This window comes from Bradyrhizobium sp. HKCCYLR20261 (genome assembly GCF_051168435.1).
Taxonomy (GTDB): Bacteria; Pseudomonadota; Alphaproteobacteria; order Rhizobiales; family Xanthobacteraceae; genus Bradyrhizobium.
On record NZ_JBNPUZ010000005.1, the window covers coordinates 491998 to 512592 of the forward strand.

Consider the following 20595-nt stretch of genomic DNA (forward strand, 5'->3'; position numbering starts at 1 on the left):
CGGGATTTGTCACCGGCCGGTCTCTCCACCGTCATTGCGAGCGCAGTCCTGCTACGCTTGCATTGACGCGGCGGGAGTTGGGGCCTCGATGCGAGGCGCGATGTGCAAGACGAGTGGCCCCGGGGGGCTGCGCACGCCCGGACTACGCGCCCGTTGCCACTCTGAGCTGGCTCAGGATCGTCGGATCGGAGATCTCATCGTCGGCCGCGAGCATGACGGCCTTCGACAGGATGACCGACAGCATGGAGTCGCCTTCGAACGGCAGCCGCAGATCGCTCGCTCCCGCAGAGGCCGGCACGATGCAAAGATAGTGATCGGTCGGCTCGATCAGGATGTTGGCCGAGCCGACATGGATCTTGTAGGCGTTCAGCCTGCCTTGCACATGCAGGTATTTGCCGTCGATGATCCGTGACACCTTGCCGACGGCAAGGCTCGGCAGCAGCGTCTCCAGCAACGCACGGCGCATCTCCGCCATCGCGCCGAGATCGCCGAAGGCCTGTCTCTGCCAATAGGCGGCGCCGGCCGTGCGACGCCATTGGCTGGGGTGTTCCGCGGCCCCGCCGCCGTCGGCCCAGGTCGGATCGTTCGCCACGGAGGCGACGCTGACGAACAGGTCGCAATGCCGCATCACCTCGGACAAAACCAGCGGGGGGACATCCGCGATGTCGACGGCGGCTCCCCTTTCCGGCCCGCGGGCGGACATGACGGCCTCGCCGGCAGGGGCCGCGACCCGGTAGAAGCGCAGCTGGTCGGTCGTGAGGTACAGGTAGGCCTGCCCGTCCGAGACCTCTGGATCGTCGCCGCCGGCACCCGCCGTCCAGAACTCGGCGACCAGGCCATGTCGCGGCAGCACGATGTGAGTCGGCTGGTCGTTCGGCGTGTCGGCCCAGATGCGATGCGTCACCATCCAGCCATTTAGGCGCGCCAGCGCCATCAGCTGGTGCTGCTTGACGATGTGTCCGGCAAAGCGGTTGGAATAGGTGGCCGTGCGCCGCTCGGCGTCGGTGACGAGATAGACCTCCCGATGCGCCTGCTTGAACGGCTGCGTGAGGTCGAGCGCGCCGAGTCGTGCCCGCCAGGCCATGACCTCCGCGACCGGGCAGCCGACCGGATGCCACAGGGTGATCTCGGCGCCGTCGATCGCAACCGGCGCGCCATCGACGTCGATCATGCGGCCGCCGGACCACAGCGCGGCCACGCGCTGGTCGCCGCGGTGCACGTTCCAGATCAGCCTGCGGCTCAGCGCGCCGAGCAGCGGATGCTCTGCATAGCGCTGCTGCCAGATCTCGGCGGTCCACCTGGCGTCATCGAGCCACAGCCGCTGCAGCCGTTGCGGCTGGATCGAGAGATCGGCCTCGATCTCCTTGACCAGCGCCTTGACCGCCTTGATCTCGTCCTTGTGCGGCTTGAGCGCGGCCGGGATCGATTTGGAGATCTTGCCGTTCGCCCCGCGCCAGGTGACCTCGACCGAGGCCGTGCCGGAGATCGCCAGCAGCGCCGCGCCGTCTCCGACGGCGATCTCGGCGCTGCCCTGCGCATCAAGGCCATGCGTCGGGACCGAGAGCTCGTCGAGCTCGCGGCGGGTCATCCCCGCGGCGGCGGCCGCCTCGTTCAACGCCGCCTCGATGCGCTTCTTCACCTTCGGATATTTGATCCGCGACAGCAGCCGGGCGAGATAGCGCACGCCGCCGCCGCTGGGCATGTGGATCAGGGCCCACAGGCAGGCGTTGCCGAGGCGCTCGTTGCGCATGCCCCAATTGGGAATGGTGTCGAAGCACTGAGTCAGGGCATGGCGCGTCAGGAGCGGGCCAACGGAGTCGGCCGCCCAGTCTGCGGAGACGTAGATCACGGCGCGGGCAAGATTGTCCGTTGGATATCCCTGCGCTGGCGTCAGGACGTCGAGTATCTCAATGAGTAAAGCGAGCCTCTGCTCCTCGCTCAAATGCGCTACCGACTCACGCGCGGCCTTCAGCCACTTGGCCGATGGCGCACTCTTGCCTTCCAGCTCGTAGGCGCAAGCGTGCAGCGCCTGCCAGGCCGCGAGATACTCCGCCGGAATTTGCGCGACCTTGCGCATGCGCTCCAAAAGCGGCGGCGGAAACAGGCGACTGTATCTGTGCCATCGACTAATGGCCCAACCTTCGTCGAACTCCTCCTGTGTCATTCCTTCTGTCGCCCGAAACGGCTTTTCCGGTTGCTTCGGCCCCTGGAGGTAGTGCTCGACGAAGGCGACGTCCTCATGCGTACATTTTCGCAGGTCGCTGATGTCGCTGTAGTACGTGATCAGCTCCTGTTCAAAGACCACCGAGTTGGCCCAGCCCTTCAGCACCGGGCGCGAGAGCAGTGGCGCCACGGCAGCATCATCGCGGCCAACCCGATCGAGTGCGGTCTTGAGACGATGTACGGCTTGGTCGTTGAAGGACTTGTCCTTGGCGAGCGACCAGCACGTATCCCTCTTCTCGAGCCACGCAAGGCATGCAAGCGCCGCTTTCGTGGTGAGGGGAGCGGATCCGGCCTTGATCGTTGCGATCGCGGTGTTGATGATCCGCAGGTCTACTAGGACCTTGATCGTCGGCATCGCATTGAGCATGGCGGCCGCCGCGGCGTCGCTGGCTACGAGCTTGGTCTTGACCAGCGCCCGAAGCAGATCCGCAAACGGGTGAGAGCCGCTTTCGGTCACGCTGCCGATCGATGCGTAGTTGGTATATTCGCCAAACACAGGAAAGCCCGCGATGCGTCCTGTTTTGAGTGCCTCCTGCCGGCGGTTCGCCTCGACCATCATGCAGAGGGTCTCCGCTCTTTCCGCCGGGGATGAGGCCAATATCTGTGCGGGAAACGCGTTTCGCATCGTCAGCGTCGCGTCATCACGAGGCAGCTGGCAAAGCGCCTCGATCCACTCCTTGAGCGGTGGACGGACGTCCTGACAAATATGAGCGACTGCAAGCTGCGCCCTCTGCTTCGCCCGCTCTCGGCGCGCGTGCAGAGCGCTGTCGGAAAACGGGCGTCCCAGCCGATGATACACGGGCTCCAGCGCGCGGATGGCGTTGGCATAGTCCCGCGATCCCCAGGCAAAGCGATCGATGAGGTCGGCAACATCTTCCAGCGCCGCTCGCTGCGCGGCGCTCATGGGATCGGGCAGGCCGGCCAGCAGGACGCCGGCCAAGTTGAAGGGATGACTGCTCTTGTGCGTCGGGAATGGTGCGCTGATGCGCGCGGCGCGCGCCAGGATGGCAGCCGTCTGGTCGTCGAGCCGAGGCGGCTTGCGCTCGAGCGAGTAAAAGGCAGACCCCAGCAGGTGGAGCCATGCACGAACCTTGCTCTGCTCAATCGCATCGGGCCATGTCAGCTCGATGAATCCGACGGCCGCAGCGACCTCCGACAGGCGCCCCAGCAGGCGCAGCCTGTCGGCCTCGGACAGCAGGTCGGCGATTCGTCCGGCCCGTTGGTAGTCGAAAACGAACGGCACGCGCTCGCCGTCGAGCGCCTCGGCCATCACGCCGTCGAGCGCCGCCACGCCCGTCGGCCTGAGATCGGCGAGCAGAGCGTCGATGTCGATCGCCTCGCGCGGAAGCTCGGGGGACCAGTCGGCCAGGGTCCGCACCTTCGGCTTCAATGTCTCGAGCAGCGTCATGGGAGAATCCTTCTCCAATCGGATGATACGGCGGCCGCGACCGAGTGTGCAACGCCAGGAGGCCGCCCGCCGCGGCTAGCAGAAGAACAGACCTGTCAGTATTCGATACTCGTCGCGAGAGATGCGGTTGGTCGCGATCAGGTCGCGCACGCGCCGGGCATACGCCTCGGACACCATCAGCTTCACGTCCTGCGGCAGCTGCGCGGCCCAGGCCTCTTCGCCGACGTAGATCGACATCGGAATCTCGGCATAGCGGAGGCCGGTGGAGTCATGCGTGTTGGCGGCGCGGGCTTCCAGCTCAGCCAGGCTATTCCAGTTCGCGATCCGCTCTGCCACGCGGCTGTCAAAGTCGGCGCGCGCCTTGAGCCGAAGCTCCTCGTCGGTGTGGGTGCGCCAGCCCAATTCGGCCATGATCGCGTGGAGCTCAAGGGAGTGACGATGGATGTCGGCTTGCGAAATCCCGCGGATATCTACGCCGAACTTGTAGTCCGTATAGATCTCACCGCGATCGCGGAGACCCGCGATCATGTCTGCCGTGCTTCCGCTCGAGGGCGGCAGCTCATCGGGCTCCCTGACGTTGAACCATTCGAGCTGGGTCAGCATCAGGAAAGCGACGGCGGCAAAATCGCGGTCGGCGACCGCCGCCCGAAACCGCGGCGACGTCGCGAGCAGCTTCTCGAGCCGGGTCGCTTCGGGGTCGGCGTCGGGATTGTAGGTCGGCTTTCTCGTGGCGTCGTCGATCAGGACGACATCGTCCGCCGTGATCTCGAAGCGTCCCCAGATCCAGCCGTCGCCTGAGGGATCCGGTCGTCGGGGGTAGGGAGTTTCGATGCGCCGGCCGGTTTTGGTGAGAACCTGCCGTGCCCGGGAGAAGTCGCACGTCAGGCGCGTTCGATCGATCCGCCACTCGATGGCCGCGGGGCCGTGACGTGTTCGGCAATAACTCACGCTATCGGAAACGCCGGTGAGCACCGGCTGTCCGCTCACGGGATCGAAGCGGACCAGGGGCTCATACCGGTTGCGGTTCCACCAGCCCCACAGGCGATATTTGAGGCTCGTCCATTTGGTCTGAATTCTCGCTGCGGGCCATGCGCGCCGCGCGAGTGCGACGAAGCCCTTCTCTGGCGGGAAGGACAGGAAGCGGTCGTACGGATAATGCGGCATTCGGATTGTCGCTCCTGCTGTGGGCTCAGCCGCCAACCAGGGGGACGAGGCGCAGGAACGTCACTGCGCTGTCCGGCTCGACGGTCAGCACCTCGTCGAGATCCTCGATCTGCCGGCCGTCGAAGATCATGAAGAAGCCGCTGCGCGCGAACGCGGCGAGCGCGGTAGCAACCAGTGGCTCGCTCCTGACCACGACCGGCGACTTGCGAGCCGGAACGCCGGGACCATAGGCGCCGCGCGGGCCGTTCAAGGTCTGCTCGACCTCGCCCGGCTTGACCAGCCAGGCGCTGGCAAAGTCGTCATCGGCGGCAGCGATCCGCGCCTCGATACGCGCGCTTTCAGCGGTATTGTGCAGGGCGACGTCCGCTTCGATGCGGCAGCGGATCAGGTCGCGGGCCGTGATCCGCTGCCTCGGCAGGGCGAGCCGGTGGCGCAGCTCGCGCTCGGCGCCTGGCCGCTGTGCGTCATAAACTCCCAGCACTGTAGTCATGCGCCTTCCCCGGCTGCTGTACCCCGCAGAATGACGGGGAGACGTTAAGCAACCTGAAATGGAACCGTGTCGATGCGGTGTGATTCGCGGTGGATCATGTCGCGCCCGTATGGGCCGACTGCTCGTGCTCGGCCGCCTTTGCTCAGGCTGACGAGGACAGCGAGGCTGACGAAGCGGCCGCTTGAGGCGCGCTTTTGCTGCCGATCCGGTGCCGCACGCCACGGCCCAGTGAGACTGCAAACCGCGCCCAGCGCTGCGCCAGCCAATACGGGCCGGTGCCGATCGAAACTTCGCGGAAGCGCCAGGCCTTGTCGAGCGACCACGCATCGCAGGCGATCTTGACCGGATCGTCGTAGAACGCGGCGATCTTGCCTTCGCTCATCCCGTCGGTGGCTAGCCAGCGCGGGATGTGCACGTTGCACAGGCGCTCGACATCCGTGAATACCTTGTCGGAGCCCGTACCCGTCACCGGGCAGGTGGTGCAAAAGGCGTCTCCGACCAGCACCACGCCCGGCATCCGGATGCCGCTATTGACAGTCAGATCGGCCGGCCGGACCTTGACCTCGCCGCTGACGGCGTAATCGCCGGTGATCCGCCGGAGGCCGGGCAGGGCGGCCGCCAGGATCTCTGCCGGGTTGCGCCGGACCGCCCGCAGCCAGGGATCGTCGATCGGGCGATAGGCGAAGAGATTCGCTCGCATGCGGTCGCCGATCGGAAACAGGGTGACGTAGGGGACGCGGGCGCTCGCCCGTTCCTGGAAATAGGTCATGGCGGGGAAAGGGAAGGCGGCACGGCCGACCGGCTCCAGGTCGAAACCGACCGAGATCGAATGGGCGACGCTCGTGATCGTCCGGGTGATTCCCAGCTGATGCCGCAGGCCGACGTTCAGCCCATTGGCGAGCACGACCAGCCGGGCGGAGATCGTCTCGCCGTTGGAGAGCACGACCGATTGGCGATCGTCGCTCGGCGTGATCGCCACGGCCTTGGCCACGATTCGCAGGACCGACGCCGGGATCTCCTCGCGCACGGCCGCCACCAGCGCATCGTACAGGATGCCGTATTGATGGACCGGCGCCTTGTCGAGGACGTAGCCGAATCGGGCGATCCAGTTCTCGGCCGCCAGGGTCGCCCGGTGCAGCGCCTTGTCCGCGGCTCCCGTGCGCCGGAACCGTCCGATCTGCTCGGCGCCGGAGATCTTCTCGATTCGGAAGTCCGGCGGGTAAACCTCGTGGGGATCGACGAGAATCGCCGCAATGCCGGCGCGTCCGAGCATGGCCGCCGTGAGCGAGCCGGCCAGCCCGCCGCCGATGATCGCGATGTCGGTATAGTGGGTCACCTTGGCGCCTCGTCGAAGCGCCATCCTTCGCTCCGAAAGCCGAACAAAGCCTTAGCCGCGATGTTTCAGATTGTTGCGGAGGGTGAACGGGGGGAGATTCGTGGGGAGTGGTAGGGTGAGCAAAGGCGATGCCGTGCTGAATCCCGCCCCCGTGATGGTCGTGGCGCCGTGCCCACCATCGGGCGTCATGCTCTGCGGTGAGATGGTGGGCACGCTGCCGCCTCCGGCCGCCGCTTTGCCCAGCCTACGGCACCATAATCTCCAATAACGTCAGGGGCTTGACCTGCCCATTTGAGTGAATAGGTAAGCTGTGCCGGTTCCGGCGGCCGCGCGCCGGCCCTGGGGGGCCGGCATCGACATAGAAACGGCTGGTTTGCGCGTCCTGCGGCGTCGTTTTGCTTGACTTGGGTATTTACCGCTTATAAAAGGCGCGCACTCAACGACAGGCGGTGAGCTTCGCCAGCGTCGGTACGGATCACCCGGACCGCCCCTTACAGGGCAGAATGGGCACCAACCTCGACGAATGCCGCTCAAACGCTGTCGATCATAGCTAGGCAATGCCAGAACGATTTTAGATCTCTCGAGCTCGTTCTCTTGAGACCAATTTCGGATGCATGACCTCGGTAGGCCGCCGCCAGCGCAAGCTGGAGGAGGGTGATCGCGGTCCTCTGTGGCGTGAAGCGCTTTCCGTTCAGCGATGAATGGTTGGCGCGATTTCGTTTTGCGCGGATTTTCGTCGCGCTGGGCGGCCCGGTGAGGCGGGGAACCTCGAACAGAATTTGCGGAAATCCCTGGTGGTTTCCGTGCGAACGTTGAGAAGGGTGAAGGCCAAGATGCCGACGATCAACCAGCTGATCGCAAATCCGCGCGAAGTGCAGAAGTCGCGCAAGAAGGTGCCGGCGCTGCAGCAGTCGCCGCAGAAGCGTGGTGTTTGCACGCGCGTCTACACCACGACCCCGAAGAAGCCGAACTCGGCGCTTCGTAAGGTTGCCAAGGTGCGCCTGACCAACGGCTTCGAGGTGATCGGCTACATCCCGGGTGAAGGCCATAACCTCCAGGAGCACTCGGTGGTCATGATCCGCGGTGGCCGCGTCAAGGACTTGCCGGGCGTGCGCTACCACATCCTCCGCGGCGTGCTGGATACCCAGGGCGTCAAGAACCGTAAGCAGCGTCGTTCGAAGTACGGCGCGAAGCGGCCCAAGTAAGTCGCTTAACTAAGACGTTCGAGAGAAGCGGGAACAGATCAGATGTCGCGTCGCCATTCAGCCGAAAAGCGTGAAGTGCTTCCGGATCCGAAGTTCGGGAACATCATCGTCACCAAGTTCATGAACTCGGTGATGTACGCCGGCAAGAAGTCGGTCGCCGAAGGAATCGTCTACGGTGCGTTCGGCATCATCGAGGCCAAGACGAAGCAGAGCCCGCTGACGGTGTTCGAGCAGGCGCTGGAAAACGTGATGCCGACGATCGAAGTGCGTTCGCGCCGCGTCGGTGGTGCGACCTACCAGGTGCCCGTCGAAGTCCGCTCGACCCGCCGTCAGGCGCTGGGCATCCGCTGGCTGATCTCGGCCGCTCGCGACCGCAACGAGAAGACCATGACCGAGCGGCTTTCGGCGGAACTGCTCGATGCCTCGAACAACCGGGGTAACGCCGTGAAGAAGCGTGAAGACGTGCACCGGATGGCGGAAGCCAACCGCGCCTTCTCGCACTACCGCTGGTAACAGCGGCCCGAACGGAAATCAGGGAACAGATCCATGCCCCGCCAACACGCCATCGAAGACTATCGTAACTTCGGTATCATGGCGCATATCGACGCCGGTAAGACGACGACGACCGAGCGCATCCTGTATTACACCGGCAAGAGCCACAAGATCGGCGAAGTGCACGAAGGTGCCGCGACGATGGACTGGATGGAGCAGGAGCAGGAGCGTGGCATCACGATCACTTCCGCTGCCACCACCGCGTTCTGGAACGGCAAGCGCCTGAACATCATCGACACCCCCGGCCACGTCGACTTCACCATCGAGGTCGAGCGTTCGCTCCGCGTGCTCGACGGCGCCGTGTGCGTGCTCGACTCCAACCAGGGCGTCGAGCCGCAGACCGAGACCGTCTGGCGCCAGGGCGACAAGTACAAGGTGCCGCGCATCGTCTTCGCCAACAAGATGGACAAGACCGGTGCCGACTTCTTCAAGTGCCTGGCCGACATCGTCGACCGCCTGGGCGCGAAGCCGGTTGCGATCCAGCTGCCGATCGGCGCCGAGAACAACTTCAAGGGCTGCGTCGACCTCGTGACCATGAAGGCGATCGTCTGGAACGACGAGTCGCTCGGCGCGAAGTTCGACTATGTCGAGATCCCCGCTGACCTCGCCGACCAGGCCAAGGAATATCGCGAGAAGCTGGTGGAAGCCGCCGTCGAGCTCGACGACGACGCCATGTCGGCCTATCTCGAAGGCACCGAGCCGGACGAGGCGACCCTCAAGCGTCTCATCCGCAAGGCCGTGCTCTCGGGCGCGTTCTATCCGGTGCTGTGCGGCTCGGCGTTCAAGAACAAGGGCGTGCAGCCGCTGCTCGACGCCGTCGTCGACTATCTGCCGTCGCCGCTCGACGTTCCCGCGATCAAGGGCACCGACGACAAGGGCAACGAGGTCGTGCGCAAGGCGGACGACAAGGAGCCGCTGTCGCTGCTGGCGTTCAAGATCATGGACGACCCGTTCGTCGGCACCATCACCTTCTGCCGCATCTATTCGGGCATCCTGACCTCGGGCACCGGCGTCGTGAACTCGACCCGCGAGAAGAAGGAGCGCATCGGCCGCATGCTGCTGATGCATGCGAACAACCGCGAGGACATCAAGGAAGCCTATGCGGGCGACATCGTCGCTCTCGCCGGCCTCAAGGAAGCCCGCACCGGTGACACGCTGTGCGACCCGAACAACCAGGTGATCCTGGAAAAGATGGAATTCCCGGAGCCGGTCATCGAGATCGCTATCGAGCCGAAGTCGAAGGCCGACCAGGAGAAGCTAGGCATCGCGCTAGCGAAGCTCGCCGCGGAGGATCCGTCCTTCCGCGTGTCGACCGATCACGAGTCGGGCCAGACCATCCTCAAGGGCATGGGCGAGCTCCATCTCGACATCAAGGTCGACATCCTGAAGCGCACCTACAAGGTCGATGCGAACATCGGCGCGCCGCAGGTGGCGTTCCGTGAGCGCATCACCAAGCCGGCCAATGTGGACTACACCCACAAGAAGCAGACCGGCGGCACCGGCCAGTTCGCGGCCGTGAGCCTCGTGGTCGAGCCGAACGAGCCGGGCGGCGGCTACGTGTTCGAGTCCAAGATCGTCGGTGGTGCGGTTCCGAAGGAATACATCCCGGGCGTCGAAAAGGGCATCGAGAGCGTGCTCGGCGCAGGCGTGGTCGCTGGCTTCCCCGTGGTCGACGTCAAGGTGGCGCTGGTCGACGGCAAGTATCACGACGTCGACTCGTCGGCACTGGCCTTCGAAATCGCCTCCCGCGCGGCTTTCCGCGAGGCGCTGCAGAAGGGCAAGTCGGTTCTGCTCGAGCCGATCATGAAGGTCGAAGTCGTGACCCCGGAAGACTACACCGGCTCGGTCATCGGCGACCTCAACTCGCGTCGTGGCCAGATCCAGGGCCAGGACATGCGCGGCAACGCCAACGTCATCAACGCGATGGTGCCGCTCATGAACATGTTCGGTTACGTGAATAACCTGCGCTCGATGAGCCAGGGTCGCGCGACCTTCACGATGCAGTTCTCGCACTACGCTGAAGCGCCGGCCAACGTGTCGGCTGAAGTCCAGAAGAAGTTTGCCTGATTGTCGCGAGCTCAAGTTAGCGACTGAACGGAGAGTCAAATGGCCAAAGCTAAGTTTGAACGTAACAAGCCCCACTGCAACATCGGCACCATCGGTCACGTCGACCACGGCAAGACCTCGCTGACCGCTGCAATCACCAAGATCCTGGCCGAGACGGGCGGTGCGACGTTCACTGCCTACGACCAGATCGACAAGGCGCCGGAAGAGAAGGCCCGCGGCATCACCATCTCGACCGCGCACGTCGAGTACGAGACCAAGAACCGCCACTACGCGCACGTCGACTGCCCCGGCCACGCCGACTACGTGAAGAACATGATCACCGGCGCTGCGCAGATGGACGGCGCGATTCTGGTCGTGTCGGCCGCTGACGGCCCGATGCCGCAGACCCGCGAGCACATCCTGCTCGCCCGCCAGGTCGGCGTTCCCGCGCTGGTCGTGTTCCTCAACAAGTGCGACATGGTCGACGATCCGGAGCTGCTCGAGCTGGTCGAGCTCGAGGTTCGCGAGCTGCTCTCGAAGTACGAATTCCCGGGCGACAAGATCCCGATCATCAAGGGCTCGGCGCTCGCCGCTCTCGAAGATTCGGACAAGAAGCTCGGCCACGACGCCATCCTCGAGCTGATGCGCAATGTCGACGAGTACATTCCGCAGCCGGAGCGTCCGATCGACCAGCCCTTCCTGATGCCGGTCGAAGACGTGTTCTCGATCTCGGGCCGCGGCACCGTGGTGACCGGTCGTGTCGAGCGCGGCATCATCAAGGTCGGTGAGGAAATCGAGATCGTCGGTATCCGCGCCACCCAGAAGACCACCGTCACCGGCGTCGAAATGTTCCGCAAGCTGCTCGATCAGGGCCAGGCTGGCGACAACATCGGTGCGCTGCTCCGCGGCACCAAGCGTGAGGACGTCGAGCGCGGCCAGGTTCTCTGCAAGCCGGGTTCGGTCAAGCCGCACACCAAGTTCAAGGCTGAGGCGTACATCCTCACCAAGGAGGAGGGCGGCCGTCACACCCCGTTCTTCACCAACTATCGTCCGCAGTTCTACTTCCGCACGACCGACGTGACCGGCGTCGTTCACCTGCCGGAAGGCACCGAGATGGTGATGCCGGGCGACAACATCGCGATGGAAGTGCACCTGATCGTGCCGATCGCGATGGAAGAGAAGCTGCGCTTCGCCATCCGTGAAGGCGGCCGCACCGTCGGCGCCGGCGTCGTCGCCTCGATCATCGAGTAACAACACGAATAGGGAATGGCGGGTGGCGAATGGTGATCCATTCGCCGTTCGCTACTCGCCACTCACTACTCACAGAAAGATACGGCAATGAACGGCCAAAATATCCGCATCCGTCTCAAGGCGTTTGACCATCGCATCCTCGATACGTCGACGCGCGAGATCGTCAACACGGCGAAGCGGACCGGCGCGCAGGTTCGCGGACCCATTCCGCTGCCGACCCGCATCGAGAAGTTCACCGTCAACCGTTCGCCGCACGTTGACAAGAAGAGCCGCGAGCAGTTCGAGATGCGCACCCACAAGCGCCTCCTCGACATCGTCGATCCGACCCCGCAGACCGTCGATGCTCTCATGAAGCTCGATCTGGCCGCAGGCGTCGACGTCGAGATCAAGCTCTAAGTTTTTGGATTCACGTTCGCCTTTTCGCGGACATAGAGAAGAACAGGAAGCACGCCGATGCGCTCCGGAGTGATCGCACAAAAGGTCGGGATGACGCGGGTCTTCACGGAGACCGGCGAACATATCCCCGTGACCGTGCTGAAGCTCGGCAATTGCCAGGTGGTCGGTCACCGTACCACCGAGAAGAACGGCTACGTCGCGCTGCAGCTCGGCAGCGGCAGCCGCAAGACGGTCTACATGCCGAAGGCGGAGCGCGGCCAGTTCGCGGTCGCCAAGGTCGAGCCGAAGCGCAAGCTCGCCGAATTCCGTGTCAGCGAGGACTCGCTGATCCCGGTCGGCGCCGAGATCCAGGCCGACCACTTCGTCGTCGGCCAGTTCGTCGACGTCACCGGCACCTCGGTCGGTAAGGGCTTCGCCGGCGGCATGAAGCGCTGGAACTTCGGCGGTCTGCGCGCCACGCACGGTGTGTCGATCTCGCATCGTTCGATCGGTTCGACCGGTGGCCGTCAGGACCCCGGCAAGACCTGGAAGAACAAGAAGATGCCCGGTCACATGGGTGTCGACCGCATCACCACGCTGAACCTGCGTGTGGTGCAGACGGACGTCGAGCGCGGCCTGATCCTGGTCGAAGGCGCGGTGCCCGGCTCCAAGGGTGGCTGGATCTCGGTGCGCGACGCCGTGAAGAAGCCGCTGCCGAAGGAAGCGCCGAAGCCCGGCAAGTTCAAGGTCGCGGGTGAGCAGGCTGCCGAAGCGCCGGCCGTGCAGGAGGGCGCATAAATGGAACTGAAAGTCACCACGCTCGAGGGCAAGGAAGCGGGCTCCGTCCAGCTGTCCGACGCCATCTTCGGTCTGGAGCCGCGCGCTGACATCATCCAGCGCTGCGTCCAGTGGCAGCTCAACAAGCGCCAGGCCGGCACCCACAAGGCCAAGGGCCGCGCCGAGATCTGGCGCACCGGCAAGAAGATGTACAAGCAGAAGGGCACCGGCGGTGCTCGTCACGGCTCGGCCCGCGTGCCGCAGTTCCGTGGCGGTGGCCGCGCCTTCGGTCCGGTCGTGCGCTCGCATGCGACCGACCTGCCGAAGAAGGTCCGTGCGCTGGCGCTGAAGCATGCGCTGTCGGCCAAGGCCAAGGACGGTGATCTGGTCGTCTTGGAGAACGCCACCCTCGAGGCGGCGAAGACCAAGGCGCTGATCGGTCACTTCTCCGGTCTCGGCCTGACCAACGCGCTGATCATCGATGGTGCCGAGCTGCACAACGGCTTCGCCGCGGCGGCCCGCAACATCCCGAACCTGGACGTGCTGCCGATCCAGGGCATCAACGTCTACGACATCCTGCGCCGTCAGAAGCTCGTGCTGACCAAGGCGGCGATCGATGCGCTGGAGGCGCGCTTCAAATGAAGACCATCGATCCGCGCCACTACGACATCATCATCGCGCCTGTCGTGACCGAGAAGGCGACCTTTGCCTCGGAGCAGAACAAGGTTCTGTTCAAGGTGGCCGCCAAGGCGACCAAGCCGCAGATCAAGGAAGCGATCGAGAAGCTGTTCGACGTCAAGGTCCGGAGCGTGAATACGCTCGTCCGCAAGGGCAAGACCAAGGTGTTCCGCGGCAATTTCGGTTCGCAATCGGACAGCAAGCGCGCGATCGTGACCCTCGAAGAGGGCCACCGCATCGACGTGACCACCGGACTGTAAGGCTGAGCTGCCATGGCACTGAAGACATTCAACCCCACGACGCCGGGCCAGCGCCAGCTGGTGATGGTCGATCGTTCGGCCCTGTACAAGGGCAAGCCGGTCAAGGCGCTGACCGAAGGCAAGCAGTCGAGCGGCGGTCGTAACAACACCGGCCGCATCACCGTCCGCTTCCTCGGCGGCGGCCACAAGCAGTCGTACCGCACGGTCGACTTCAAGCGCGACAAGGTCGACGTTCCCGCGACCGTCGAGCGCCTGGAGTACGATCCGAACCGCACGGCCTTCATCGCCCTGGTCAAGTATCAGGACGGCGAGCTCGCCTACATCCTGGCGCCGCAGCGCCTGGCCGTCGGCGACACCATCGTCGCCGGCAACTATGTCGACGTGAAGCCGGGCAACGTCATGCCGCTCGGCAACATGCCGGTCGGCACGATCATCCACAACATCGAGGTCAAGATCGGGAAGGGCGGCCAGCTCGCACGTTCGGCCGGCACCTACGCCCAGATCGTCGGCCGCGACCAGGACTACGTGATCGTCCGCCTGAACTCGGGCGAACAGCGCCTGGTGCATGGCCGTTGCCGCGGCACCATCGGTGCGGTGTCCAACCCGGACCACATGAACACCTCGATCGGCAAGGCCGGCCGCAAGCGTTGGATGGGCCGCCGCCCGCACAACCGCGGTGTCGCGATGAACCCGATCGACCATCCGCACGGCGGCGGCGAAGGCCGTACCTCGGGCGGTCGTCACCCGGTCACTCCGTGGGGCAAGCCCACCAAGGGCAAGAAGACCCGCACCAACAAGTCGACCGACAAATTCATTCTCTTGAGCCGCCACAAGCGGAAGAAGTAAGGAACGACGGACATGGTTCGTTCAGTCTGGAAAGGCCCGTTCGTCGAGGCGTCGCTGCTCAAGAAGGCAGATGCGGCGCGCGCGTCCGGCCGTCACGACGTCATCAAGATCTGGAGCCGCCGCTCGACCATCCTGCCGCAGTTCGTCGGCCTGACGTTCGGCGTCTACAACGGCCAGAAGCACGTGCCGGTCGCGGTCAACGAGGAAATGGTTGGCCACAAGTTCGGCGAGTTCTCGCCGACCCGCACTTTCCACGGCCATTCGGGCGATAAGAAAGCCAAGAAGGCTTGAGGATTAAGCGATGAGCAAACCAAAGCGCGAACGGAGCCTCCCCGACAACGAGGCCAAGGCTGTGGCCCGGATGCTTCGGGTGAGCCCGCAGAAGCTGAACCTGGTGGCGCAGATGATCCGCGGCCGCAAGGCGTCGGCAGCCCTCGCCGACCTGCAGTTCTCGCGCAAGCGGATTGCGGTCGACGTCAAGAAGTGCCTGGAATCGGCGATCGCCAACGCCGAGAACAACCACGAGCTCGAGGTCGACGATCTGGTCGTCACCCAGGCTTTCGTCGGCAAGGGAATCGTGATGAAGCGTTTCTCGCCGCGCGGCCGTGGCCGTTCGGGCCGAGTTTTCAAACCGTTCTCGCAGCTGACGATCATTGTTCGTCAGGTCGAGGCGAGCGCGTAAAGTCGGGCGCTGGGAGAATACGATGGGTCAAAAGATCAATCCGATCGGTCTGCGTCTCGGCATCAACCGGACCTGGGATTCGCGCTGGTTCGCCGGCAAGGCCGAGTACGGCAAGCTGCTGCATGAAGACGTCAAGATCCGCGAGATCCTGCACAAGGAGCTCAAGCAGGCGGCCGTCGCCCGCATCGTGATCGAGCGTCCGCACAAGAAGTGCCGCGTCACGATCCACTCGGCCCGTCCGGGCGTCGTGATCGGCAAGAAGGGCGCCGACATCGACAAGCTGCGCAAGCGCGTCGCCGACATCACCTCGTCGGACGTCGTGATCAACATCGTCGAGATCCGCAAGCCGGAGCTCGATGCCACGCTGGTCGCCGAGTCGATCGCGCAGCAGCTCGAGCGCCGCGTCGCGTTCCGCCGCGCCATGAAGCGCGCCGTTCAGTCGGCGATGCGTCTCGGCGCCGAGGGCATCCGCATCAACTGCTCGGGTCGTCTGGGTGGCGCGGAAATCGCCCGCATGGAGTGGTATCGTGAGGGCCGGGTGCCGCTGCACACGCTGCGCGCCGACATCGACTACGGTGTGGCCACCGCGTTCACGACCTTCGGCACCTGCGGCGTGAAGGTCTGGATCTTCAAGGGCGAGATCCTCGAGCACGATCCGATGGCACAGGACAAGCGGATGAACGAGAGCGGTGGCGAAAGCCCGTCGCCGCGTTCGCGCCGCGACGCGGCCTGATCGATCAGCCGCGACAAGACAGGTTTGAGGGCTCAAAGCCATGATGCAACCAAAGAAGACCAAGTTCCGAAAGGCGCATAAGGGCCGTATCCACGGCGTTGCGTCCTCGGGCGCGACGCTGGCCTTCGGCCAGTTCGGGCTGAAGGCGATGGAGCCGGATCGCGTCACCGCGCGCCAGATCGAGGCCGCCCGTCGTGCGCTGACTCGTCACATGAAGCGTGCCGGCCGCGTCTGGATCCGGGTGTTCCCCGATCTGCCGGTGTCGAAGAAGCCGGCCGAAGTCCGCATGGGCTCCGGCAAGGGTTCGCCGGAATTGTGGGTGGCCCGCGTCAAGCCGGGCCGGGTGATGTTCGAGATCGACGGCGTCAGCAACCAGATCGCGCGCGAGGCGCTGACGTTGGCCGCTGCCAAGCTGCCGATCAAGACGCGCTTCGTCGAACGCATTGCGGAGTAATGGTCATGGCCGAGATGAAGATTGCCGACATTCGCGCGATGAGCCCCGACCAGATGGACGATGCGATCGTCAATCTGAAGAAGGAGCGCTTCAACCTGCGTTTTCAGCGCGCCACCGGGCAGCTCGAGAACACCGCCCGCCTGCGTGAGGCGCGCCGCGACATCGCCCGTATCAAGACCATCGCCGCGCAGCAGCGCGCCAAGACGAAGTAAGAGGCTCGACATGCCGAAACGGACCCTCCAGGGCGTTGTCGTCAGCGACAAGCAGGCCAAGACGGTGGTCGTGCGCGTCGACCGGCGCTTCACCCACCCGATCTACAAGAAGACGATCCGCCGCTCGAAGAACTACCACGCCCACGACGAGAACAACGAGTTCAAGCCGGGCGACATGGTCTGGATCGAGGAGAGCAAGCCGATCTCGAAGCTCAAGCGCTGGACGGTGGTCCGCGGCGAGCATAAGAAAACCGCCTGAGTCGTGAGACGCGGCCCTGATTGAAGGGGCCGGTTTCGCTTTCGGGATCAGAAAAGGCGCAGCTTTCCTGCGCAGCATATGAAGAGGACGAGGTGCATCAATGATTCAGATGCAGACCAACCTCGACGTGGCCGATAATTCCGGCGCACGCCGTGTTATGTGTATCAAGGTGCTGGGTGGCTCGAAGCGCCGCTATGCCACCGTCGGCGACATCATCGTGGTGTCGATCAAGGAAGCCATTCCGCGTGGCAAGGTGAAGAAGGGCGACGTCATGAAGGCCGTCGTGGTGCGCGTCCGCAAGGACATCCGCCGCGCCGACGGCTCGGTGATCCGCTTCGACCGCAACGCGGCCGTCCTGATCAACAACCAGTCCGAGCCGGTCGGCACCCGTATCTTCGGGCCGGTGCCGCGCGAGCTGCGCGCCAAGAACCACATGAAGATCATTTCGCTCGCGCCGGAGGTGCTGTGATGGCTGCCAAGATCCGCAAGGGCGACAAGGTGATCGTCCTGACCGGCCGCGACAAGGGTCGCACCGGCGAGGTGTTCGAGGTGCGTCCCGACGCCGGCACGGCGCTGGTGCGCGGCATCAACCTGGTGAAGCGTCACCAGAAGCAGACGCAGAACCAGGAGGGCGGCATCATCACCAAGGAAGCCCCCATCAACCTGTCGAACGTCGCCTACGTCGGCAAGGACGGCAAGCCGACGCGCATCGGATTCAAGATTCAGGCGGACGGCAAGAAGGTCCGCGTTGCCAAGAGCTCGGGAGTTGAGATCGATGGCTGAGACCGCTTACACCCCGCGCCTCCGCACGGAATACGACCGCAAGATCAAGAGCGCGCTGACCGAGAAGTTCGGCTACGCCAACGTCATGCAGGTGCCGCGGCTCGACAAGGTCGTGCTGAACATGGGCATCGGCGAGGCCGTCAACGACCGCAAGAAGGCGGAGACGGCTGCGGCCGACCTGTCGCTGATCGCCGGTCAGAAGGCCGTCGTGACCTATTCGCGCGTCGCCATCGCGACCTTCAAGCTGCGTGAGAACCAGCCGATCGGCTGCAAGGTCACGCTGCGCAAGGCCAAGATGTACGAGTTCATCGACCGCCTGATCAACGTCGCGCTGCCGCGCGTCCGCGACTTCCGCGGCCTGAACCCGAAGAGCTTCGACGGCCGCGGCAACTACTCGCTCGGCATCAAGGAGCACATCATTTTCCCCGAGATCGACTTCGACAAGGCCGGGGAGAGCTGGGGCATGGACATCACGGTGTGCACCACCGCGACGACCGACGACGAGGCCCGTGCCCTTCTGACCGCATTCAATTTCCCGTTCCGGCAGTGAGCAGCTGACTTCTAGCTTCTCAAACGCGGATACCCAGGAGCCAAGCATGGCAAAGAAGAGTTCAGTCGAGAAGAACAACCGGCGCAAGAAGATGGCGAAGAACGCCGCTCCGAAGCGCGCCCGGTTGAAGGCGATCATCGCCGACAAGGAAAAGCCGATGGAGGAGCGCTTTGCCGCGACCCTGAAGCTCGCGGAAATGCCGCGCAACTCGTCGACGACCCGCATCCGCAACCGGTGCGAGCTGACGGGCCGCCCGCGGTCGAACTACCGCAAGAACAAGCTGAGCCGCATCGCGCTGCGCGAGCTCGGATCCAAGGGCCTGGTTCCGGGCCTCGTGAAGTCGAGCTGGTAAGGAGGGTCGAACATGTCAACGCACGATCCCATCAGCGATCTGATCACCCGCATCCGCAACGCGCAGATGCGCTCGAAGTCGAAGGTCACGACCCCCGGCTCGAAGATGCGCGCCAGCGTGCTCGAAGTGCTGAAGTCCGAGGGCTACATCCGTGGCTATGCCACGCTGGAGCATCCGTCCGGCCGCAGCGAGATCGAGATCGAGCTGAAGTATTTCGACGGCGAGCCCGTGATCCGCGAGATCGAGCGCGTCTCCAAGCCCGGCCGGCGCGTCTACACCTCGGTGAAGAACCTGCCGCGCGTGAACAACGGGCTCGGAATTTCTGTTTTGTCGACGCCGAAGGGAATCATGGCCGACCATAGCGCGCGTGACGCGAATGTCGGCGGTGAAGTTCTCTTCACGGTGTTCTAAGAAGGATTGAGCCATGTCACGTATTGGCAAGAAGCCTGTGACGGTGCCGTCCGGTGTGACCGCCACCGTCGACGGACAGACCGTCAAGATGAAGGGGCCGAAGGGCCAGCTTCAGTTCCTCGTCCATGACGACGTCGAGGTGAAGTTCGAGAACGGCCAGGTCAGGGTCGCTCCGCGCTCCGAGACCAAGCGCGCCCGTTCGCTGTACGGCACCGCGCGCGCCCAGATCGCCAATCTGGTCGAAGGCGTCACCAAGGGCTTCGAGAAGAAGCTCGAGATCACCGGCGTCGGCTACCGCGCCGCGATGCAGGGCAAGAACCTGCAGCTCGCGCTCGGCTACAGCCACGACGTCGTCTACCAGATCCCGGAAGGCATCACGATCGCCGTGCCGAAGCCGACCGAGATCACGATCACCGGCATCGACCCGCAGCGCGTCGGCCAGGTGGCCGCCGAAATCCGCGCCTACCGGCCGCCGGAGCCCTACAAGGGCAAGGGCGTGAAGTACGCGGGTGAATTCATCTTCCGCAAGGAAGGCAAGAAGAAGTAACGGAGCCGGACATGTCGAGAGCAAAGGTTACGAATGCCCGGCGCAAGCAGCGCGTGAGGCTGTCGCTGCGCCGCTCCGCCGGCGGCCGTCCGCGTCTGTCGGTGTTCCGCTCGTCGAAGCACATCTACGCTCAGGTCATCGACGACCAGAAGGGCGAGACGCTCGCCTCGGCGTCGTCGATGGAGAAGGAGATGCGCGCGGCCGGCAACACCGGTGCCGACATCGACGCGGCCAAGGCGGTGGGCAAGCTGCTCGCCGAGCGCGCGGTGAAGGCCGGGATCAAGGAAGTCGTGTTCGATCGCGGCGGCTATCTCTATCATGGTCGCGTCAAGGCGCTGGCCGACGCGGCGCGCGAGAGCGGGCTGAGCTTCTAATATCAACGGATTTGGGCGCGAGAGCCCCACAGAAGATTGGATAGCACCATGGCAGGTGAACGGGAACGAGGCGGTCGCGATCGCAAGGAGCGTGAGGAGCGCGACAGCGAGTTCGTCGACAAGCTCGTCCACATCAACCGAGTCGCGAAGGTCGTGAAGGGCGGTAAGCGCTTCGGCTTTGCGGCGCTCGTCGTGATCGGCGATCAGAAGGGCCGGGTCGGTTTCGGCCACGGCAAGGCGCGCGAAGTGCCGGAGGCGATCCGCAAGGCGACCGACTCCGCCAAGCGCAATTTGACCCGCGTCGCGCTGCGCGAGGGCCGGACCCTGCACCACGACATCTTCGGTCGTCACGGTGCCGGCCGCGTCTATCTGCGTGCCGCTCCGGCCGGTACCGGCATCATCGCCGGCGGCCCGATGCGCGCCGTGTTCGAGACGCTGGGCATCCAGGACGTGGTGGCGAAGTCGATCGGCTCGTCCAACCCGTACAACATGGTGCGCGCGACCTTCAACGCGCTGAAGCATCAGGACAGCCCGCGCTCGGTCGCTGCCCGCCGCAACATCAAGGTGTCGACCCTGCAGGCCCGCCGCGTCGGTGGCGATGCCGAGGCAGCCGCCGACTAACGAACG

The 20595-nt window shown here is 64.5% G+C and carries 27 protein-coding genes; 23 read left to right on the top strand and 4 right to left on the bottom strand.

The window, feature by feature from the left end:
• Positions 1-142: 142 nt before the first annotated feature.
• The 4 genes from ACQR1L_RS14925 to ACQR1L_RS14940 all read right to left on the bottom strand — a co-directional run bounded on the left by ACQR1L_RS14925 (position 143) and on the right by ACQR1L_RS14940 (position 6621).
• The gene (locus ACQR1L_RS14925; protein ID WP_434858695.1) at positions 143-3493 is read right to left on the bottom strand and encodes a DUF4132 domain-containing protein; all 3351 of its coding nucleotides are present in this window, start codon (positions 3491-3493) and stop codon (positions 143-145) included.
• 213 nt (positions 3494-3706) lie between these two features.
• The gene (locus ACQR1L_RS14930; RefSeq protein WP_434858696.1) at positions 3707-4831 is read right to left on the bottom strand and encodes a hypothetical protein; all 1125 of its coding nucleotides are present in this window, start codon (positions 4829-4831) and stop codon (positions 3707-3709) included.
• On the bottom strand, positions 4821-5285 hold the full coding sequence (locus ACQR1L_RS14935) for a hypothetical protein (protein WP_434858697.1): 465 nt from the start codon (positions 5283-5285) through the stop codon (positions 4821-4823). Before ACQR1L_RS14935 ends, ACQR1L_RS14930 begins: the two co-directional genes overlap by 11 nt.
• Before the next feature lie 142 nt (positions 5286-5427).
• A complete protein-coding gene (locus tag ACQR1L_RS14940; protein WP_434858790.1) occupies positions 5428-6621 on the bottom strand; it encodes an FAD-dependent monooxygenase in 1194 nt (397 codons plus the stop codon).
• An 833-nt stretch (positions 6622-7454) separates the two neighbouring features.
• Between ACQR1L_RS14940 and rpsL the strand changes: the two genes are divergently transcribed.
• The 23 genes from rpsL (at position 7455) to rpsE (ending at position 20589) form a co-directional block, all read left to right on the top strand.
• The gene (gene rpsL / locus ACQR1L_RS14945) at positions 7455-7826 is read left to right on the top strand and encodes a 30S ribosomal protein S12 (RefSeq protein WP_006611834.1); all 372 of its coding nucleotides are present in this window, start codon (positions 7455-7457) and stop codon (positions 7824-7826) included.
• Between the two features lie 42 nt (positions 7827-7868).
• Positions 7869-8339 (top strand): 30S ribosomal protein S7, encoded by a 471-nt coding sequence (gene rpsG, locus ACQR1L_RS14950; protein ID WP_006611835.1) that lies wholly within the window; start codon positions 7869-7871, stop codon positions 8337-8339.
• Positions 8340-8372: 33 nt separating this feature from the next.
• Positions 8373-10445, top strand: coding sequence for an elongation factor G (gene fusA / locus ACQR1L_RS14955; RefSeq protein WP_434858698.1), 2073 nt, complete (start codon positions 8373-8375; stop codon positions 10443-10445).
• 39 nt (positions 10446-10484) lie between these two features.
• Positions 10485-11675, top strand: a complete 1191-nt coding sequence (tuf, locus tag ACQR1L_RS14960; protein WP_434858699.1) for an elongation factor Tu — start codon at positions 10485-10487, stop codon at positions 11673-11675.
• Positions 11676-11762: 87 nt separating this feature from the next.
• The gene (rpsJ, locus tag ACQR1L_RS14965) at positions 11763-12071 is read left to right on the top strand and encodes a 30S ribosomal protein S10 (RefSeq protein ID WP_002712302.1); all 309 of its coding nucleotides are present in this window, start codon (positions 11763-11765) and stop codon (positions 12069-12071) included.
• 57 nt (positions 12072-12128) lie between these two features.
• Positions 12129-12848 carry a 50S ribosomal protein L3 gene (gene rplC, locus ACQR1L_RS14970; protein WP_006611838.1) on the top strand — a complete coding sequence of 240 codons (720 nt, stop codon included), beginning with the start codon at positions 12129-12131 and terminating at the stop codon, positions 12846-12848.
• A complete protein-coding gene (gene rplD / locus ACQR1L_RS14975) occupies positions 12849-13469 on the top strand; it encodes a 50S ribosomal protein L4 (protein ID WP_006611839.1) in 621 nt (206 codons plus the stop codon). It begins immediately after the preceding gene.
• Positions 13466-13765, top strand: coding sequence for a 50S ribosomal protein L23 (locus ACQR1L_RS14980; protein WP_008963463.1), 300 nt, complete (start codon positions 13466-13468; stop codon positions 13763-13765). The genes rplD and ACQR1L_RS14980 overlap by 4 nt, the downstream gene beginning before the upstream one ends.
• 12 nt (positions 13766-13777) lie before the next feature.
• Complete coding sequence (gene rplB, locus ACQR1L_RS14985) at positions 13778-14611, top strand: 50S ribosomal protein L2 (protein WP_434858700.1); 834 nt, start codon at positions 13778-13780, stop codon at positions 14609-14611.
• Positions 14612-14623: 12 nt separating this feature from the next.
• On the top strand, positions 14624-14902 hold the full coding sequence (rpsS, locus tag ACQR1L_RS14990) for a 30S ribosomal protein S19 (RefSeq protein WP_008963465.1): 279 nt from the start codon (positions 14624-14626) through the stop codon (positions 14900-14902).
• A 10-nt stretch (positions 14903-14912) separates the two neighbouring features.
• A complete protein-coding gene (gene rplV / locus ACQR1L_RS14995; RefSeq protein WP_015667616.1) occupies positions 14913-15293 on the top strand; it encodes a 50S ribosomal protein L22 in 381 nt (126 codons plus the stop codon).
• 22 nt (positions 15294-15315) lie between these two features.
• Positions 15316-16026 carry a 30S ribosomal protein S3 gene (gene rpsC / locus ACQR1L_RS15000; RefSeq protein ID WP_434858701.1) on the top strand — a complete coding sequence of 237 codons (711 nt, stop codon included), beginning with the start codon at positions 15316-15318 and terminating at the stop codon, positions 16024-16026.
• A gap of 40 nt (positions 16027-16066) precedes the next feature.
• Entirely contained in the window at positions 16067-16480 is a 414-nt protein-coding gene (gene rplP / locus ACQR1L_RS15005) for a 50S ribosomal protein L16 (protein WP_006611845.1), read from the top strand.
• Between the two features lie 5 nt (positions 16481-16485).
• Complete coding sequence (gene rpmC, locus ACQR1L_RS15010; RefSeq protein WP_006611846.1) at positions 16486-16692, top strand: 50S ribosomal protein L29; 207 nt, start codon at positions 16486-16488, stop codon at positions 16690-16692.
• A gap of 10 nt (positions 16693-16702) precedes the next feature.
• A complete protein-coding gene (gene rpsQ, locus ACQR1L_RS15015) occupies positions 16703-16951 on the top strand; it encodes a 30S ribosomal protein S17 (RefSeq protein WP_008963469.1) in 249 nt (82 codons plus the stop codon).
• Positions 16952-17051: 100 nt separating this feature from the next.
• Positions 17052-17420: a 50S ribosomal protein L14 gene (gene rplN, locus ACQR1L_RS15020; RefSeq protein WP_006611848.1), complete on the top strand. Its 369-nt coding sequence runs from the start codon at positions 17052-17054 to the stop codon at positions 17418-17420.
• On the top strand, positions 17420-17734 hold the full coding sequence (gene rplX, locus ACQR1L_RS15025) for a 50S ribosomal protein L24 (protein WP_006611849.1): 315 nt from the start codon (positions 17420-17422) through the stop codon (positions 17732-17734). Before rplN ends, rplX begins: the two co-directional genes overlap by 1 nt.
• The gene (gene rplE / locus ACQR1L_RS15030; protein ID WP_006611850.1) at positions 17727-18284 is read left to right on the top strand and encodes a 50S ribosomal protein L5; all 558 of its coding nucleotides are present in this window, start codon (positions 17727-17729) and stop codon (positions 18282-18284) included. Before rplX ends, rplE begins: the two co-directional genes overlap by 8 nt.
• 46 nt (positions 18285-18330) lie before the next feature.
• Positions 18331-18636: a 30S ribosomal protein S14 gene (gene rpsN, locus ACQR1L_RS15035; protein WP_006611851.1), complete on the top strand. Its 306-nt coding sequence runs from the start codon at positions 18331-18333 to the stop codon at positions 18634-18636.
• Between the two features lie 12 nt (positions 18637-18648).
• Entirely contained in the window at positions 18649-19047 is a 399-nt protein-coding gene (rpsH, locus tag ACQR1L_RS15040; RefSeq protein WP_012045037.1) for a 30S ribosomal protein S8, read from the top strand.
• 13 nt (positions 19048-19060) lie between these two features.
• Complete coding sequence (rplF, locus tag ACQR1L_RS15045; protein WP_434858702.1) at positions 19061-19594, top strand: 50S ribosomal protein L6; 534 nt, start codon at positions 19061-19063, stop codon at positions 19592-19594.
• 11 nt (positions 19595-19605) lie between these two features.
• Positions 19606-19968 carry a 50S ribosomal protein L18 gene (gene rplR / locus ACQR1L_RS15050; protein ID WP_008963474.1) on the top strand — a complete coding sequence of 121 codons (363 nt, stop codon included), beginning with the start codon at positions 19606-19608 and terminating at the stop codon, positions 19966-19968.
• Positions 19969-20016: 48 nt separating this feature from the next.
• Positions 20017-20589, top strand: a complete 573-nt coding sequence (rpsE, locus tag ACQR1L_RS15055) for a 30S ribosomal protein S5 (RefSeq protein WP_006611855.1) — start codon at positions 20017-20019, stop codon at positions 20587-20589.
• Positions 20590-20595: the final 6 nt, after the last annotated feature.

Coding starts and splice junctions, on each gene's coding strand:
- rplR (WP_008963474.1), top strand. CDS start 19,606: ATGTCGAGAGCAAAGGTTACGAATGCCCGGCGCAAGCAGCGCGTGAGG.
- rpmC (WP_006611846.1), top strand. CDS start 16,486: ATGGCCGAGATGAAGATTGCCGACATTCGCGCGATGAGCCCCGACCAG.
- rplB (WP_434858700.1), top strand. CDS start 13,778: ATGGCACTGAAGACATTCAACCCCACGACGCCGGGCCAGCGCCAGCTG.
- rpsC (WP_434858701.1), top strand. CDS start 15,316: ATGGGTCAAAAGATCAATCCGATCGGTCTGCGTCTCGGCATCAACCGG.
- rplC (WP_006611838.1), top strand. CDS start 12,129: ATGCGCTCCGGAGTGATCGCACAAAAGGTCGGGATGACGCGGGTCTTC.
- rpsL (WP_006611834.1), top strand. CDS start 7,455: ATGCCGACGATCAACCAGCTGATCGCAAATCCGCGCGAAGTGCAGAAG.
- rplV (WP_015667616.1), top strand. CDS start 14,913: ATGAGCAAACCAAAGCGCGAACGGAGCCTCCCCGACAACGAGGCCAAG.
- rplD (WP_006611839.1), top strand. CDS start 12,849: ATGGAACTGAAAGTCACCACGCTCGAGGGCAAGGAAGCGGGCTCCGTC.
- ACQR1L_RS14935 (WP_434858697.1), bottom strand. CDS start 5,285: ATGACTACAGTGCTGGGAGTTTATGACGCACAGCGGCCAGGCGCCGAG.
- rpsJ (WP_002712302.1), top strand. CDS start 11,763: ATGAACGGCCAAAATATCCGCATCCGTCTCAAGGCGTTTGACCATCGC.
- ACQR1L_RS14925 (WP_434858695.1), bottom strand. CDS start 3,493: ATGGCCGAGGCGCTCGACGGCGAGCGCGTGCCGTTCGTTTTCGACTAC.
- rplF (WP_434858702.1), top strand. CDS start 19,061: ATGTCACGTATTGGCAAGAAGCCTGTGACGGTGCCGTCCGGTGTGACC.
- rpsG (WP_006611835.1), top strand. CDS start 7,869: ATGTCGCGTCGCCATTCAGCCGAAAAGCGTGAAGTGCTTCCGGATCCG.
- rplX (WP_006611849.1), top strand. CDS start 17,420: ATGGCTGCCAAGATCCGCAAGGGCGACAAGGTGATCGTCCTGACCGGC.
- fusA (WP_434858698.1), top strand. CDS start 8,373: ATGCCCCGCCAACACGCCATCGAAGACTATCGTAACTTCGGTATCATG.
- rpsE (WP_006611855.1), top strand. CDS start 20,017: ATGGCAGGTGAACGGGAACGAGGCGGTCGCGATCGCAAGGAGCGTGAG.
- rpsH (WP_012045037.1), top strand. CDS start 18,649: ATGTCAACGCACGATCCCATCAGCGATCTGATCACCCGCATCCGCAAC.
- rpsN (WP_006611851.1), top strand. CDS start 18,331: ATGGCAAAGAAGAGTTCAGTCGAGAAGAACAACCGGCGCAAGAAGATG.
- rpsS (WP_008963465.1), top strand. CDS start 14,624: ATGGTTCGTTCAGTCTGGAAAGGCCCGTTCGTCGAGGCGTCGCTGCTC.
- tuf (WP_434858699.1), top strand. CDS start 10,485: ATGGCCAAAGCTAAGTTTGAACGTAACAAGCCCCACTGCAACATCGGC.
- rplN (WP_006611848.1), top strand. CDS start 17,052: ATGATTCAGATGCAGACCAACCTCGACGTGGCCGATAATTCCGGCGCA.
- rpsQ (WP_008963469.1), top strand. CDS start 16,703: ATGCCGAAACGGACCCTCCAGGGCGTTGTCGTCAGCGACAAGCAGGCC.
- ACQR1L_RS14980 (WP_008963463.1), top strand. CDS start 13,466: ATGAAGACCATCGATCCGCGCCACTACGACATCATCATCGCGCCTGTC.
- rplP (WP_006611845.1), top strand. CDS start 16,067: ATGATGCAACCAAAGAAGACCAAGTTCCGAAAGGCGCATAAGGGCCGT.
- rplE (WP_006611850.1), top strand. CDS start 17,727: ATGGCTGAGACCGCTTACACCCCGCGCCTCCGCACGGAATACGACCGC.